The sequence below is a fragment of the Pseudomonas sp. PI1 genome, assembly GCF_000812405.1.
Classification (GTDB): Bacteria; Pseudomonadota; Gammaproteobacteria; order Pseudomonadales; family Pseudomonadaceae; genus Pseudomonas; species Pseudomonas citronellolis.
This window is the reverse complement of the sequence record NZ_JWMC01000098.1, coordinates 248,346-263,452: the sequence shown is the minus strand read 5'-3', so window position 1 is coordinate 263,452 and position 15,107 is coordinate 248,346. Positions and strand designations below refer to the sequence as shown.

General features: G+C 68.9%; 13 protein-coding genes. 6 read left to right on the top strand and 7 right to left on the bottom strand.

All coding sequences use genetic code 11. The annotated features are described in order from the left end of the window. Positions 1–58: 58 nt before the first annotated feature. The 6 genes from prmA to RN02_RS29330 all read right to left on the bottom strand — a co-directional run bounded on the left by prmA (position 59) and on the right by RN02_RS29330 (position 7,340). Entirely contained in the window at positions 59–937 is an 879-nt protein-coding gene (gene prmA, locus RN02_RS29355; RefSeq protein ID WP_043318814.1) for a 50S ribosomal protein L11 methyltransferase, read from the bottom strand. A 108-nt stretch (positions 938–1,045) separates the two neighbouring features. Continuing rightward, positions 1,046–2,392, bottom strand: a complete 1,347-nt coding sequence (gene accC, locus RN02_RS29350) for an acetyl-CoA carboxylase biotin carboxylase subunit (protein ID WP_009613299.1) — start codon at positions 2,390–2,392, stop codon at positions 1,046–1,048. Positions 2,393–2,409: 17 nt separating this feature from the next. Further along, a complete protein-coding gene (gene accB / locus RN02_RS29345; protein WP_043268722.1) occupies positions 2,410–2,877 on the bottom strand; it encodes an acetyl-CoA carboxylase biotin carboxyl carrier protein in 468 nt (155 codons plus the stop codon). A gap of 25 nt (positions 2,878–2,902) precedes the next feature. Beyond that, positions 2,903–3,346 (bottom strand): type II 3-dehydroquinate dehydratase, encoded by a 444-nt coding sequence (gene aroQ, locus RN02_RS29340; protein WP_009613296.1) that lies wholly within the window; start codon positions 3,344–3,346, stop codon positions 2,903–2,905. A gap of 141 nt (positions 3,347–3,487) precedes the next feature. Then, positions 3,488–5,344, bottom strand: coding sequence for a protein-disulfide reductase DsbD (gene dsbD, locus RN02_RS29335; protein ID WP_009613294.1), 1,857 nt, complete (start codon positions 5,342–5,344; stop codon positions 3,488–3,490). Positions 5,345–5,726: 382 nt separating this feature from the next. Next, entirely contained in the window at positions 5,727–7,340 is a 1,614-nt protein-coding gene (locus RN02_RS29330; RefSeq protein WP_043318812.1) for a GGDEF domain-containing protein, read from the bottom strand. 249 nt (positions 7,341–7,589) lie between these two features. Between RN02_RS29330 and RN02_RS29325 the strand changes: the two genes are divergently transcribed. From RN02_RS29325 to speA, 4 genes are all read left to right on the top strand, one after another. Continuing rightward, positions 7,590–8,657 (top strand): DUF2333 family protein, encoded by a 1,068-nt coding sequence (locus tag RN02_RS29325; RefSeq protein ID WP_024128112.1) that lies wholly within the window; start codon positions 7,590–7,592, stop codon positions 8,655–8,657. Beyond that, entirely contained in the window at positions 8,657–9,196 is a 540-nt protein-coding gene (locus tag RN02_RS29320; RefSeq protein ID WP_043318809.1) for an NUDIX hydrolase, read from the top strand. Before RN02_RS29325 ends, RN02_RS29320 begins: the two co-directional genes overlap by 1 nt. A gap of 390 nt (positions 9,197–9,586) precedes the next feature. Beyond that, on the top strand, positions 9,587–9,958 hold the full coding sequence (locus tag RN02_RS29315; protein ID WP_043268734.1) for a translation initiation factor Sui1: 372 nt from the start codon (positions 9,587–9,589) through the stop codon (positions 9,956–9,958). 232 nt (positions 9,959–10,190) lie between these two features. Next, positions 10,191–12,104 carry an arginine decarboxylase gene (speA, locus tag RN02_RS29310; RefSeq protein WP_043318807.1) on the top strand — a complete coding sequence of 638 codons (1,914 nt, stop codon included), beginning with the start codon at positions 10,191–10,193 and terminating at the stop codon, positions 12,102–12,104. Positions 12,105–12,248: 144 nt separating this feature from the next. Here the strand turns inward: speA and pdxR are convergent, their stop codons facing one another. Beyond that, positions 12,249–13,667: a MocR-like pyridoxine biosynthesis transcription factor PdxR gene (gene pdxR, locus RN02_RS29305; RefSeq protein WP_052267926.1), complete on the bottom strand. Its 1,419-nt coding sequence runs from the start codon at positions 13,665–13,667 to the stop codon at positions 12,249–12,251. 124 nt (positions 13,668–13,791) lie between these two features. On the opposite strand from pdxR, the gene cbpA reads away from it, so the two are divergent. Beyond that, positions 13,792–14,742 (top strand): curved DNA-binding protein, encoded by a 951-nt coding sequence (gene cbpA, locus RN02_RS29300; protein WP_043318805.1) that lies wholly within the window; start codon positions 13,792–13,794, stop codon positions 14,740–14,742. Next, positions 14,739–15,041 (top strand): chaperone modulator CbpM, encoded by a 303-nt coding sequence (locus RN02_RS29295; protein ID WP_043318803.1) that lies wholly within the window; start codon positions 14,739–14,741, stop codon positions 15,039–15,041. Before cbpA ends, RN02_RS29295 begins: the two co-directional genes overlap by 4 nt. Positions 15,042–15,107: the final 66 nt, after the last annotated feature.

Below are 15,107 nucleotides of genomic sequence, written 5' to 3'. Positions count from 1 at the left end.
AACGGTCGATTAGTCTAACTCAAGCCTCGGCGTGCGGGCAGTTGGCCGCCACCAGGGTTCAGCGGCGGCGGCCGCTGATGCGTACCCAGCCTTCGCGCTCGGCGGTCGGCTCCAGCTCGAAGGCGTCGGCGTAGGCGGCGCGCACTTCCTCGGCCTGCTCGGCGAGGATGCCCGACAGGGCCAGGCGGCCGCCGGGCTTGACCAGGGAAGTCAGCTGGCCTGCCAGTGAGACCAGGGGACCGGCGAGAATGTTCGCCACCACCACGTCGGCCTGCCCGGTGGGCAGATCGGCGGGCAGGTAGACCGGGAACAGCGCCGGGTCGATGCCGTTGCGCGTGGCGTTGTCGCGCGAGGCCTCCAGGGCCTGCGGGTCGATGTCGGTGCCCAGCGCCCGCTTCGCGCCCAGCAGCAGCGCGGCGATGGCGAGGATGCCCGAGCCACAGCCGAAGTCCAGCACGGTGTCGCCGGCCAGTTCCTGGCCGTCCAGCCATTCCAGGCACAGCGCGGTGGTCGGGTGGGTGCCGGTGCCGAACGCCAGGCCCGGGTCGAGCAGCAGGTTCACCGCCTCCGGCTCCGGCGCCTCGTGCCAGCTGGGGACGATCCACAGGCGGCGGCCGAAGCGCATCGGCTTGAAGTTGTCCATCCAGCTGCGTTCCCAGTCCTGGTCTTCGACGATTTCGACCTGGTGCTGGGGCAGTTCGCCGCCGGTCAGCAGCTGCAGGTGCGCCAGCAGCGCGGCCTCGTCGGTGCCGTCCTCGAACAGCGCCAGCAGGTGGGTGTGGGTCCACAGCGGGGTGGTGCCCAGGTCCGGCTCGAAGATCGGCTGGTCCTCGGCGTCCATGAAGGTCACCGAGACGGCGCCGACTTCCAGCAGGGCGTCTTCGTAGGTGGGCGCCTGTTCCGGGGTGATGGCGAGGCGGACTTGAACCCAGGGCATAAAAAACCTCGTGAGAAAACGGCTGAAGGCTGGAAGGCCGGACGAAGGGCGGGATTATCCGCTTTTTCGTCCAGCCTTCCAGCCTCCAGCGCTTTTATCGGCGTGGGCTCAGTGACTCATGCCGAGTTTCTTTTCCAGGTAATGGATGTTCACACCGCCCTTGCAGAATTCCTTGTCGCGGACCAGGTCCTTGTGCAGGTCGATGTTGGTCTTGATGCCGTCGACGATCAGCTCGTCCAGGGCATTGCGCATGCGCGCCAGGGCCTCGTCGCGGTCCTTGCCGTAGGTGATCAGCTTGCCGACCAGCGAGTCGTAGTTCGGCGGTACGGTGTAGCCGCTGTACAGGTGCGAGTCGACGCGCACGCCGTTGCCGCCGGGGGCGTGGAAGTGCTTCACGGTGCCCGGGCTGGGCATGAAGTTCTTCGGGTCCTCGGCGTTGATCCGGCATTCCAGGGCGTGGCCGCGGATCACCACGTCCTCCTGGCGCACCGACAGCTTCTGGCCGGAGGCGATGCGCAGCATTTCCTTGACGATGTCGATGCCGGTGACCATCTCCGACACCGGATGCTCCACCTGCACGCGGGTGTTCATCTCGATGAAGTAGAAGCGGCCGTTCTCGTAGAGGAACTCGAAGGTGCCGGCGCCGCGGTAGCCGATCTCGACGCAGGCGCGAACGCAGCGTTCGAGGACTTCTGCGCGGGCCTTCTCGTCGATGCCCGGCGCAGGGGCTTCTTCCAGCACCTTCTGGTGGCGGCGCTGCAGCGAGCAGTCGCGGTCGCCCAGGTGGATGGCGTTGCCCTGGCCGTCGGAGAGCACCTGGACTTCCACGTGGCGCGGGTTGGTCAGGAACTTCTCCAGGTAGACCATGGAGTTGCCGAAGGCGGCGCCGGCCTCAGTGCGGGTCAGCTTGGCCGACTTGATCAGCTCTTCCTCGCTGTGCACCACGCGCATGCCGCGGCCACCGCCGCCGCCGGCGGCCTTGATGATGACCGGGTAGCCCACTTCGCGGGCGATGGCCAGGGCGGTTTCCTCGTCTTCCGGCAGCGGGCCGTCGGAGCCCGGTACGGTGGGCACGCCGGCTTTCTTCATGGCGTCCTTGGCCGAGACCTTGTCGCCCATCAGGCGGATCACGTCGGCGCTGGGGCCGATGAAGGTGAAGCCGGAGCGTTCGACCTGCTCGGCGAAGTCGGCGTTCTCGGCGAGGAAGCCGTAGCCCGGGTGGATACCGTTGGCGCCGGTGACTTCGGCGGCGGCGATGATCGCCGGGATGTGCAGGTAGGACTGGCCGGCCGGGGCCGGGCCGATGCACACGGCCTCGTCGGCCAGCGACAGGTGCATCAGCTCGCGGTCGGCGGTGGAGTGCACCGCGACCGTCTTGATGCCCAGCTCCTTGCAGGCGCGCAGGATGCGCAGGGCGATCTCGCCGCGGTTGGCGATCAGTACTTTATCCAACATCGCAGGTTCCCCGCGGCTTAGACGATGGTGAACAGCGGCTGGTCGTACTCGACCGGCTGGCCGCTTTCGACCAGGACCTGCTCGATGACGCCGCTGGTTTCAGCCTCGATGTGGTTCATCATCTTCATGGCTTCGACGATGCACAGGATGTCGCCTTTCTTCACGCTCTGGCCGACTTCGACGAAGGGCGCGGCGGTCGGCGACGGCGAGCGGTAGAAGGTACCGACCATCGGCGAGCGGACCACGTTGCCGTTGAGCTTGGCGGCAGCCGGCGCGGCTTCGGCGGCCGGTGCGGCGGCAGCGGCCGGGGCCGGCGCGGCAGCGGGGGCGGGCGCGTAGGCCGGGGCGGCAGCGTAGATCGGCTGGGCGGCGGTCTTGCTGTGGCGGCTGATGCGCACCGATTCTTCGCCTTCGCGGATTTCCAGCTCGTCGATGCCGGATTCTTCGAGCAGTTCGATCAGTTTCTTGACTTTACGGATGTCCATTAGCGTTCGCACTCCCAGGTGATGGTCACGGGCGTTCAAGTTGTTCGAGGGCGGACTCCAGGGCCAGGCGGTAGCCTGTGGCCCCCAGGCCGCAGATCACCCCTACTGCCACGTCGGAGAAGTAGGAGTGATGCCGGAAAGGTTCACGTTTGTGCACGTTGGACAGGTGCACTTCGATGAATGGGATGCTCACCGCGAGCAACGCGTCACGTAGCGCGACACTCGTATGCGTGAAAGCCGCCGGATTGATGAGGATGAAGTCCACGCCTTCGCCGCGCGCGGCGTGGATGCGCTCGATCAGTTCGTACTCGGCGTTGCTCTGCAGGTACATCAGGTGATGGCCGGCCTCGCGGGCGCGGCGCTCCAGGTCCTGGTTGATCTGCTCGAGGGTGACCGAGCCGTAGACGCCGGGTTCGCGGGTGCCGAGCAGGTTCAGGTTGGGCCCGTGCAGGACCAGTAGGGTGGCCATCGGCTTGTTGTTCTCTCGTCGCGCGGATTGGAAATTGGCCGGGACTATGCCGGAAACCGGTCGTGACTGTCCAGTCATGCCGGTTTTGCGGTAGATGTCGGCATGTTGCCTGATGATTGCTGCAGAAATATGAGGCGCGCTCTAGCGCGCGCCGGCCTGTTGCAGATGGGCGGCCAGGGTGGCCGCGTTGGTCTCGCCGACGATGCGCAGGTCGCTGTGTTCCTGGCCGCCCGCGTCGAACAGCAGCAGCGCCGGCGGGCCGAAGAGGTTGTAGCGGTCGAGCAGGGCGCGCTGCTCGGCGGTGCTGTCGGTCATGTCGAAGCGCAGCAACTGGTAGCCGGCCAGTTGCGCTTGCACTGCCGCGTCCGGCAGCACCTGGCGTTCGATGATCTTGCAGCTGATGCACCAGTCGGCGTACCAGTCCAGCAGCACCGGCCGGCCGGCGGCGCTGGCCTGGGCCAGGGCGGCGTCGAGCTGCGCCGGGGTGGTCAGGTTCTGCCACTGGCCGGGCGTCGAGCTGGGCGGGCCGGCATGGCTGGAGGGTTCGGAGCGGCCCAGCGGGTGCAGCGGGTCGGACTCGCCGCGCAGGGCGCCGGCCCAGGCCGCCAGGGCGTAGACCAGGAACATCAGGCCGAGCAGCTGGGCGCCGCGTTGCAGCGGCGTCTTGTTCACCAGTTCCAGGGTGCCCAGGGCGATGGCCACGCCGCCGGCCAGGGCGCCCCACAGGGCCAGGCTCACCGGGCCGGAGAGCACCCGCTCGAGCAGCCAGATGGCCACCGCCAGCAGCAGCACGCCGAAGAAGTTGCGCACGCCGGTCATCCAGGCCCCGGATTTCGGCAGCACGGCGCCGCCGCCGGCGCCGAAGATCACCAGCGGGGTGCCCATGCCCAGGCCCAGGGCGAACAGCAGCAGGCCGCCGCCGAGGGCGTCGCCGGTGCTGCCGATGTACAGCAGCAGGCCGGCCAGGGGCGCCGAGACGCAGGGCGAGACCAGCAGGCTGGAAAGCACGCCCAGGGTGGCCGCGCCGGCGATGGAGCCGCCGCGGGTGTCGGCCGCCATGCGGTCCAGGCGCTCGCGCAGAAAGCCCGGCAGGCGCAGCTCGAAGATGCCGAACATGGCGATGGCGAAGGCCACGAAGAAGGCCGCGAAGGGCACCAGCACCCAGGGCGACTGCAACATCGCCTGCAGGTTGAGCTTGGCGCCGAACAGGCCCATCAGCGCGCCGAGCACGGCGTAGCACACCGCCATCGGCAGCACGTAGGCCAGCGACAGAGTGAAGCCGCGCATGCCGCCCGGGCGCCCGCGCAGGACCACGCCGGAGAGGATCGGCAGCATCGGCAGCACGCAGGGGGTGAAGGTCAGCGTCAGGCCGGCGAGGAAGGCGATCAGCAGGCCGCGGTCGAGCTTCTTGATCTTGCCGCTGCCTTCGCCCTTGAGCAGCGCCAGCAGGTCGTCGACCACCGCCGGCTCGCCGGAGGCCACGGCCGCCTTGCCGGCGGCGGCGGGCTTGGCGCCGAGGCTGGCGACGCCCGCGGCGGAAACCTGCACCTGGACGGTTTCCGGGGCGTAGCACAGGCCCTTGTCGGCGCAGCCCTGGTAGGTGACGGTGAGGCGGTAGGGCAGCTTCTGCGGGTTGTTCAGCGGCACCTTGACGTCGGTGATGGCGTAGTAGACCTGGGAGTCGCCGAAGTAGTCGTCGTGGTGCGCCTTGCCCGGCGGCAGTTGCACGTCGCCGAGGCTGACCTCGGCCGGCTCGACCTGGAACTTCATGCGGTGCCGGTAGAGGTAGTAGCCCTCGGCGTTGACGAAGCGCAGCAGCACCTGCTGGCTGTCGCTGTCCTCGACGCTCAGGCGGAAGGCCTCGGCCACCGGGAGGAACTTGCCCTCGGCCGGCGCCGCGGTACTGAAACCGGGGGCGGCGGGGGCCGGCTTGTCGAACAGGCCGGCGGTGGCGGGCAGGGCGACCAGGAACAGGAGCAGGGTCAGCAGACGGCGCATGGAACTCTCGCGGACTTTCTGGGTGGCGGCATGATAGCCGAATGCGCCCGGCCCCTGGCCACCCTCGCGGCGGCGCGAAGGTGACAAGACGTGAGCGGTCGCACTGCGACAGGCGGTCGTGGTGGGGGTTCCGTCCTGCGTCAATCGGGCGCGCAAGTGCTTGCCGGCTGCGCCGAAAAGCCGTGCGTGCGGGCCGGTGAGGGCGGAGTTGCGGCGATGGGTATCGCTTCGCTCAACCCATTCTACGGGGCTGGCGCGCTCTTCAACGGCGTTTCGTGCCCATCACCGAGCGGGGCATGGCCAAGGTCAAGCGGCGGATAACCGCGAACGGTTATCCGCCCTACGCCGAGCCCATCCCGGCGTTATCCGCCGATCCGCGGGGTCAGGCGAACACCTCGACGCGATTGCGCCCGCCATGCTTGGCGCGGTACAGCGCCTCGTCGGCGCGGCGGGCCAGGACGGTGGCGTCTTCGTCCGCGCCCAGCTGGGCGATGCCGCAGCTGAAGGTGCAGGCCAGGTCGGCGGGCTTGGCCGGGTAACGGATTTCGGCGAAGCGCTGGCGGATTTCCTCCAGTACCTTGTGCGCCGCCACGCTGTCGGTGTCCGGCAGCACCACGGCGAATTCCTCGCCGCCGTAGCGGCCGATGTGGTCGGTCTTGCGCAGGCGCTGCTTGAGGAACAGCGCCAGGCTCTTGATCACCCGGTCGCCCATGGGGTGGCCGTAACTGTCGTTGACCTTCTTGAAGTGGTCGATGTCGAGCATGGCGAAGGCCAGCGGCTGGCCTTCGCGGCGCGCGCGGTAGCTGGCGTCTTCCAGCAATTGCAGGGTGTGGGTGTGGTTGTACAGCCCGGTGAGGCTGTCGCGCACCATGCGCGCCTTGAGGCTGCGCGCCCGCGCCGCGCGGTTGCGCACCGTGGCGATCAGGTGGCGCGGCTTGATCGGCTTGGTGAGGAAGTCGTCGCCGCCCTCGCTCATGGCGTCGAGCTGCTTGTCCAGGTCGTCCTCGGCCGACAGGTAGATGATCGGCACGCTGACGTGGCGCTCGTGCTGGCGGATCACCTTGGCCAGCTCGGTGCCCAGGCATTCGGGCATGTACATGTCGAGGATGATCAGGTCCGGCTGGAACTCGGCCAGCTCGGCCATCACCGACAGCGGCGCGGTGAGCGCGCGGGTGACGATGCCGGCGCCGTTGAGGACCATCTCGGTGTGCGCCGCCTGGGCCCGCGAGTCGTCGACGATGAGCACGCGGAAGGGGTCGTAGTGGGCGACGCGGGTGAGCATCTCGATCTTTTCCAGCACCCCGGAGGCGTCCAGGGTGCCGCTGAAGAACTCCTGGCCGCCGGCGCGGGCCGCGGCCAGGCGGGTGGGGGTGTCGGTGTCCTCGTGGCTGAAGAACAGCACCGGCAGCTTGTGCGCCAGGCCCGCCTGCACTTCCTCGGCCAGGGCCAGGCCGAGGCCCGCGCCGGCGAAGTCGACGTCCATCAGCAGCGCCGCCGGATGGCGTTCGGCCATGGCCGCGCGGAAGGCCGCGGCGTGCTCGCACAGCTGCGCGTGGACGCCGAAGAACTCCAGCTGCTGGGCCAGGCGCTCGGCGCGCTCGGCGTCCTGCAGGGCCAGGTAGACCGGCTTGCGCAGCGGCGGCAGCTGGGTGTGTTCGAGCTGGTCGCCATGGCGCAGGCCGGTGCGCGACAGGCGCAGCATCAATTGGGCGAACTCGTTGATCCGCTCGCTGGACAGGCGCCCGCGGTTGCCCGCCACGGCGTCCAGCCCGGCGCCGATGGCGGCGGCCAGCTGGGCGTGCTCGGCCTGCTCGAAGCGCTCGGCGTAGCGCTGCAGGCGCAGGACGGCCTCGCGCAGGTCGGCCATGCCGCTGGCGGTCCATTCCGAGCGGCTGAGCTGCTGCCAGATCTCCAGCACGTGCCGGGCCTGGTGGATCACCCGCTGGGCAAAATGGTGTTTCAAGCGATCGCGGGTGGGATCGTCGTGCTCGGTCATGGCGCACTTCTTGTGAGGGCTGACGCGGTGGCGGGGTCGCCAGAGCGGTGATGGCACCATGCTACCATTTGCCGCTGGCAATTCCAGTGATGTCGGTCAAGGATCGCCAGGCGTGCCATGCAGAGGGTAGGCTGCCCTTCGGGCGCCGACTGCGGCATGCTAGTGCGCCTGGATCGCGGCATCGCCCGGCACCTGTGGCGGGGCCTGCGGTCCAACCTTTTTCCGTTAGGTCGAACCAAGGACTTTGCCATGTGGAACTGGAAGAATCGCGGCGGCTCGGTGCGCGAGCGCGTCGACGACAGGGTTGACGATGTGCGCGCCTACTTCGGCGGGCCCTGGCTGGTGCGCGTGGTCGGCGGGCTGCTGGGCGCCTACCTGGTGGTCGCCGCCCTGGTCGGCTGGTACTGGAGCCGCGAGCCGGACCTGTTCCCCGTGCAGCAGCATGCGCAGCAGGCCGCCGAGCGCGCCGGGCGGCAGATGGTGGTGGGCTACACCACCGTGGAAACCCTCAAGGAAGTGGTCGGCACCCTGCTGAACAAGCCGGGCGGCTACCTGTCCAACGACATCTTCCCGCCGGGCCTGTGGCTGGACAACATGCCCAGCTGGGAATACGGCGTGCTGGTGCAGACCCGCGACCTGTCCCGTGCGCTGCGCAAGGACTTCGCCCGTTCGCAGTCGCAGTCCACCGAGGACGCCGACCTGGCCCGCGCCGAGCCGCGCTTCAACTTCGACAACAAGAGCTGGGCGCTGCCGTCTTCCGAATCGGAGTACGCCGAGGGCATCAAGTCCCTGGACCGCTACCTGGCGCGCCTCTCCGCCGAGCAGCCCAACGCGCAGTTCTACGCCCGCGCCGACAGCCTGAACAACTGGCTGGGCGACGTTTCCACCCGCCTGGGTTCGCTGTCCCAGCGCCTGTCCGCCAGCGTCGGGCGGGTCAAGCTGAACACCAACATCAAGACCGCCTCGGCGCTGGCGCCGGGGGAGGCGCCGCAGGTCGACGAAGAGGTGCAGGAAACCCCCTGGCTGCAGATCGACAACGTGTTCTACGAGGCCCGCGGCCAGGCCTGGGCGCTGTCGCACATCCTGCGTGCCATCGAGGTCGACTTCGCCGATGTGCTGGCGAAGAAGAACGCCACCGTCAGCGTGCGGCAGATCATCCGTGAGCTGGAAGCCACCCAGGAAGCGCTGTGGAGCCCGATGGTGCTCAACGGCAGCGGCTTCGGCGTGCTGGCCAACCATTCGCTGGTGATGGCCAACTACATTTCCCGGGCCAACGCCGCGATCATCGATCTGCGGCAACTGCTGGCGCAGGGCTGATGGACCTCGTCAGCGCCGCCGAGGCCGCCCACCGGCTGGCCTCGGACCGGGAACTGATCGCCTGGGTCGACGAGCGCGACCAGTTGCTGGGCGAGCTGCCGCGCGCCCAGCTGCGCGAGCGCGGGCTGATCGGCCGCGGCACCTTCATCCTGCTGTTCAACGGCGCCGGGCAGCTCTGCGTGCACCGCCGCAGCCTGAGCAAGGCGGTGTACCCGGGCTACTGGGACGCCGCCGCCGGTGGCATGGTGCAGGCCAGCGAGAGCTATGCGCTGTCGGCCAGCCGGGAGTTGGAAGAAGAGCTGGGCGTGGCCGGCGTGGAGTTGCGCGAGCATGGCACCTTCTTTTTCGACGAGCCGGGTAATCGGTTGTGGTGCGCGGTGTTCTCGGCGACCTGGGATGGGGCGCTGAGGCTGCAGCCGGAGGAGGTGCTGGAGGCGCGGTTCGTCGAGCCGGGGGTGGCGCTGGAGGAGGCTGGTTCCGGGGCTTTGTACTGTCCGGACTCGTTGCAGGCTTTGCGGTTGTATCTGGGGCAGCTTTAAAAGAGCAAGAGCCCCTCTCCCTAACCCTCTCCCGCAAGCGGGAGAGGGGACTGTCCTGAGTGGGCGTGCGGTCTGTGCCTCTTGCATGCCACTGCCCATGCATCCACTCCATAACAGCAGCAGTGCTCGGTGCGTCCGGCGCGGACTCCCTCTCCCGCTTGCGGGAGAGGGCCGGGGTGAGGGTGCTTTTCAGGCATGTCGCCAATCCGCCGGTCAATGACGCATTTCCACCCTTAGCATTTGCCTCCAATGCTGGTAAATTGCGCGACCTTTCCGCTCGGGTCCTCCGGCGGGAATGCGCAGCCCCTGCCTGAGTGGGGCGTCGCGGTCGGCGCCAGCCGATCATTCGTTGACCTGGCCCCTAGAGGCCAATCCTGGGGAAAACGCCCGGTGGTCAAGAAAGCATCCTCCCTGTCCGCCCTCGGCGGGCTCGTCTACTCCACCGATGCGGGCCGGCATTGCCCGGATTGCAACCAGCCCGTTGGCGCCTGCATCTGCAAGCAGTCCGTGATCCCGGCCGGCGACGGCATCGCCCGCGTGCGCCGCGAGACCAAGGGCCGCGGCGGCAAGACCGTGACCACGGTCAGCGGCGTGCCCCTGGCCGAAGACGCCCTCAAGGAGCTGGCCACGGCGCTGAAGAAGCGCTGCGGAACCGGCGGCGCGTTGAAGGACGGCGTCATCGAGATCCAGGGCGACCACGTCGAGCTGCTCCTCGAAGAGTTGGCCAAGCGCGGCTTCAAGGCCAAGAAATCCGGCGGCTGATTCGTCTCTCCCCTGCAGGGAGCGGGTTAGGCAGCGGCGCACGGCGCCGGCATGCCGGCCAGCCCGTTCCCTAGATGGGAGATGCGCCGCGCTCGCGAGTTCGCCACGCTTTCCTAAACTACCGCCAGAGATGGCGGTCAACACGGCAACGTCATACCCGACGTTTAGGCTTGTTGCGTCCGCGCGCTACCCGCGCCGGGCGCTCGACTTTCTTTTCAGGAGACACCCGCGCATGGCCGCAAGACGGACCCGCAAAGACGACGGCAGCAACTGGACGGTGGCGGACAGCCGCAGCATCTACGGTATCCGCCATTGGGGCGCCGGCTATTTCGCGATCAACGACGCCGGCAACGTCGAGGTGCGCCCGCAGGGGGCCGACGCCCAGCCGATCGATCTGCATGCGCTGGTCGGCCAACTGCGCGAGGCGGGCCTGTCGCTGCCGCTGCTGGTGCGCTTCCCGGACATCCTGCAGGACCGCGTGCGCAAGCTGACCGGCGCCTTCGACGCCAACATCGCGCGCCTGGAATACGGCAGCCGCTACACCGCGCTCTACCCGATCAAGGTCAACCAGCAGGAAGCGGTGGTGGAAAGCATCATCGCCACCCAGAACGTCTCCATCGGCCTGGAAGCCGGCTCCAAGCCGGAGCTGATGGCGGTGCTGGCGCTGGCGCCCAAGGGCGGGACCATCGTCTGCAACGGCTACAAGGACCGCGAGTTCATCAAGCTGGCGCTGATGGGGCAGAAGCTCGGGCACAACGTCTTCATCGTCATCGAGAAGGAATCCGAGGTGCAACTGGTGATCGAGGAGGCCGAGCACGTCGGCGTGCTGCCGCAGGTCGGCCTGCGCGTGCGGCTGTCCTCGCTGGCCTCCTCGAAGTGGGCCGACACCGGCGGCGAGAAGGCCAAGTTCGGCCTGTCCGCCGCGCAGCTGCTGTCGGTGGTCGAGCGCTTCCGCCAGGCCGGGCTGGACCAGGGCGTGCGCCTGCTGCACTTCCACATGGGCTCGCAGATCGCCAACCTGGCCGACTACCAGCACGGCTTCAAGGAAGCCATCCGCTACTACGGCGAACTGCGCGCCCTCGGCCTGCCGGTGGACCACGTGGACGTCGGCGGCGGCCTGGGCGTGGACTACGACGGCACCCACTCGCGCAACGCCAGCTCCATCAACTACGACATCGACGACTACGCCGGCGTGGTGGTGGGCATGCTCAAGGAGTTCTGCGACGCCCAGGGCCTGCCGCACCCGCACATCTTCTCCGAGAGCGGCCGCGCGCTGACCGCGCACCACGCGGTGCTGATCACCCAGGTCACCGACGTCGAGCGGCACAACGACGAACTGCCGAAGATCACCGACCTCGCCGAGCAGCCGGAGATCGTCCAGTACCTGGCCGACCTGCTCGGCCCGACCGACGCCGAGATGGTCACCGAGACCTACTGGCGCGCCACCCACTACATGAGCGACGCCGCCAGCCAGTATGCCGAGGGCAAGATCAGCCTGGCCCAGAAGGCCCTGGCCGAGCAGTGCTACTTCGCCATCTGCCGGCGCCTGCACAACCAGCTCAAGGCCCGCCAGCGCTCGCACCGCCAGGTGCTCGACGAGCTCAACGACAAGCTCGCCGACAAGTACATCTGCAACTTCTCGGTGTTCCAGAGCCTGCCCGACACCTGGGCCATCGGCCAGGTACTGCCGATCCTGCCGATCCACCGCCTGGGCGAGGAACCGGACCGCCGCGCGGTGCTGCAGGACCTGACCTGCGACTCCGACGGCAAGATCACCCAGTACGTCGACGAGCAGAGCATCGAGACCAGCCTGCCGGTGCACGACGTGAAGGAAGGCGAGGACTACCTGATCGGCGTGTTTCTGGTCGGCGCCTACCAGGAAATCCTCGGCGACATGCACAACCTGTTCGGCGACACCGACTCGGTGAACGTCTACCAGAACGCCGACGGCAGCTTCCACCACGCCGGCATCGAGACCCACGACACCATCGAGGACATGCTGCGCTACGTGCACCTGTCGCCCGAGGAACTGATGACCCACTACCGCGACAAGGTGGCCGGCGCCAAGCTCACCGCCCGCGAGCGCACCCAGTTCCTCGACGCGCTGCGCCTGGGCCTGACGCGCTCGGCCTACCTGTCGTCCTGACCGGCACGGCCCGCTCTTCGTAGGGCGTATAACCGTTCGCGGTTATACGCCGTTACCCCGCCGACGTGGTGCTCTTCGTAGGATGGGTTGAGCCTGCGAAACCCATCGGGTCATGGTGATGGGTATCGCTTCGCTCAACCCATCCTACGTCTCCATCACCTGCGCCACGCGCCTGGCCAATTCGGCTGCTTGTTTCTCGTTCTTCACGTTGGTGAAGCTCATCACCAGCGCCGGTTCCTGGCGCGCCTCCACACACCAATTGTTCAGCGCCTGCAAGCCCAGGCCGGCTTCCCTTGCGCGGGTGGCGATGGCCTTGTCGTCGCCGTCGATCCGGCCGATCAGGTGCAGGCCGCCGGGTAGCTCGGCGAATTTCATGCGTTCGCCCAGGTGCCGCTCCAGGGCCGTGCGCAGCAGTTGCCGGCGCTGCGCGTAGAGCGTGCGGGTGCGCTTGAGGTGGCGGGCGAAGTGGCCTTCCGCGATGAAGTCGCACAGCGTCGCCTGCTGCAGCTCGGCGCAGCCGTTGGCGAAGGTCTGCTGGCTGCGCACGAAGCGCTCCAGCAATGGCGGCGGCACCACCAGGTAGCCCAGGCGCAGGGCCGGGCACAGCACCTTGCTGAAGGTCCCGGCGTAGAGCACGCGGCCCTGGCGGTCCAGGCTCTTCAGCGCCGGCAGGGGGAAGCCGGCGTAGCGGTATTCGCTGTCGTAGTCGTCTTCCACTATCCAGGCCCCGGCCTGGGCCGCCCAGTCCAGCAGGGCCAGGCGCCGCGGCAGGCTCAGGGCCACGCCGGTGGGGCTCTGCTGCGAGGGCGTGACCAGGGCGAAGCGGGCGTCGGGCGCGCGGCGCAGGCCCTGCTCCACGCACAGGCCGTCGGCGTCCACCGGCACCGCGACCGGCCGGGCGCCGGCTGCGGCCATCAGTTGGCGCCCGCGCGGGTAGCCGGGGTCCTCGTGCCAGAAGGCATCGCCCGGTTGCAGCAGGGTGCGGCTGACCAGGTCCAGCGCGCCCTGGTAGCCGGCGCAGATCAGCACCTGGGCCGGCTCGCAGGCGATCCCGCGGGATACGTTGAGGTAACCGGCCAGCGCTTCGCGCAGCGGGGCGTAGCCGCAGGGATCGGGGTAGGCCAGCTCGACGTCGGCGGTGTGGCGCAGGCGGCGCGCGGCCAGGCGCGACCACAGCGCCTTGGGGAAGGCGTCCAGCGCCGGCAGGCCGAGTTGCAGCGGCAGCACCTGCGGGCCGTGGGCGATCAGCCCGGGCAACACCTGCTCGGGCTGCGGCGCCAGGCGCGCCGGGCGTTCGGCGTTGCGCCCGGCCAGCTGCGGCGAAACCACTGTGCCCGCGGGGCCGCGGGCCAGCAGGTAGCCTTCGCTGGTCAGCAACTGGTAGGCCAGCTCCACGGTGCCGCGTGCCACGCCCAGCTCGCTGGCCAGCCCGCGCACCGGCGGCACCCGCTCGCCCGGGCGCAGGGTGCCGCGGGCGATGGCCTCGCGGATGCGCTCGTAGAGCTGGCGGTAGATCGGCTGCGCCAGGCCGGGGTCCAGGCGCAAGGCGAGGGGCTCGGTCATGGCCTGGTTCGCTGCGGGCTTTGTGGATAAATGACTATGCCATGACACGGATCAGCCGTCGCGAGCGGACGAGTGCCGCGCCAGCGACTAGGCTTGCAGTTCCAGACCCGGGAGCAGCAAGGCGATGGACTTCAAGGATTACTACGCGGCGCTGGGCGTGGCGCCGGACGCCGACGAAAAGGCGATCAAGACCGCCTACCGCAAGCTGGCGCGCAAATACCACCCCGACGTCAGCAAGGAGGCGGACGCCGAGGCGCACTTCAAGGAAGTCTCCGAGGCCTACGAGGTGCTCAAGAGCCCCGAGAAGCGCGCCGAATACGACCAGTTGCGCCAGTACCAGCAGAGCGGCCGCTTCGAGGCGCCGCCGGGCTGGCAGCCGTCCGGCGGCTTCGAGGGCGCCGAGCATTTCCAGGAGCAGGATTTCTCCGACTTCTTCGAGTCGATCTTCGGCGCCCATGCCGGCCCGCAGGCGCACCGCCGGCGGGAAAGGCGCGGCCGCGACATCGAGCTGGAAGTGCCGCTGTTCCTGGAGGAGAGCCAGTCCGGCGAGCCGCAGCCTATCCGCTTCGGCCTGCCCAGCTACGACGAGCAGGGCCGGCGCCGGCCCGACGTGGAGAAGACGCTGAAGGTGCGCATCCCGCCCGGCGTAGTGGACGGCGAGCGCATCCGCCTGAAGGGCCAGGGCGCGCCCGGCATCGGCGGCGCGCCGGCCGGCGACCTCTACCTGATCATCCGCCTGGCGCCGCACCCGCTGTTCGACGTCGACGGCCGCAACCTTGTCCTCAGCGTGCCGCTGGCGCCCTGGGAAGCGGCGCTGGGAGCGAAGATCGAGGTGCCCACCCTGAACGGCCGCATCGCCCTCAGCGTGCCGCCGGGCAGCCAGAGCGGCCAGCGCCTGCGCATCCGCGGCAAGGGCCTGGCCGGCAAGGGCGAGGACCCCGCCGGCGACCTCTACGCGGTGCTCAAGGTGGTGATGCCCAAGGGCGCGCCCGAGGGCGAGACGCGCAAGCACTGGGAAGAACTGGCCGCCCGCGCGGCCTTCGATCCACGCAGCCAGTGGGGTAAACGGCCATGAGCGAGATACTGCTGAGCCTGGAGCTGGAAGAGCTCTGCGAGGGCGCGCGGCTGCCGCGCGAGACGCTGCTGGAGATAGTCGAGGTCGGCATCGTCGAGCCCCTGGAACGGCGGGGCGACACCTGGCTGTTCAGCGTCGAGTCGCTGACCCTGGTGCGCCGCGCGGTGCGCCTGCAGCGCGAGTTCGAGGTGGACTGGCCGGGCATCGCCCTGGCCCTGCGCCTGCTCGACGAGGTGGAGCAGCTGCGCAGCGAGAATGCCCGCCTGCGCCAGCGGCTGGCGCGTTACGAGGAAGATTGAAGGGGCGGGGGAGTCCGTCCCCATGTAGGAGCGCGCCCTGCGCGCGAAATCGCGGGCAGGGCCCGC

Coding starts and splice junctions, on each gene's coding strand:
- RN02_RS29320 (WP_043318809.1), top strand. CDS start 8,657: ATGGACCTCGTCAGCGCCGCCGAGGCCGCCCACCGGCTGGCCTCGGAC.
- speA (WP_043318807.1), top strand. CDS start 10,191: ATGGCCGCAAGACGGACCCGCAAAGACGACGGCAGCAACTGGACGGTG.
- aroQ (WP_009613296.1), bottom strand. CDS start 3,346: ATGGCCACCCTACTGGTCCTGCACGGGCCCAACCTGAACCTGCTCGGC.
- cbpA (WP_043318805.1), top strand. CDS start 13,792: ATGGACTTCAAGGATTACTACGCGGCGCTGGGCGTGGCGCCGGACGCC.
- accB (WP_043268722.1), bottom strand. CDS start 2,877: ATGGACATCCGTAAAGTCAAGAAACTGATCGAACTGCTCGAAGAATCC.
- accC (WP_009613299.1), bottom strand. CDS start 2,392: ATGTTGGATAAAGTACTGATCGCCAACCGCGGCGAGATCGCCCTGCGC.
- dsbD (WP_009613294.1), bottom strand. CDS start 5,344: ATGCGCCGTCTGCTGACCCTGCTCCTGTTCCTGGTCGCCCTGCCCGCC.
- RN02_RS29325 (WP_024128112.1), top strand. CDS start 7,590: ATGTGGAACTGGAAGAATCGCGGCGGCTCGGTGCGCGAGCGCGTCGAC.
- pdxR (WP_052267926.1), bottom strand. CDS start 13,667: ATGACCGAGCCCCTCGCCTTGCGCCTGGACCCCGGCCTGGCGCAGCCG.
- prmA (WP_043318814.1), bottom strand. CDS start 937: ATGCCCTGGGTTCAAGTCCGCCTCGCCATCACCCCGGAACAGGCGCCC.
- RN02_RS29330 (WP_043318812.1), bottom strand. CDS start 7,340: ATGACCGAGCACGACGATCCCACCCGCGATCGCTTGAAACACCATTTT.
- RN02_RS29295 (WP_043318803.1), top strand. CDS start 14,739: ATGAGCGAGATACTGCTGAGCCTGGAGCTGGAAGAGCTCTGCGAGGGC.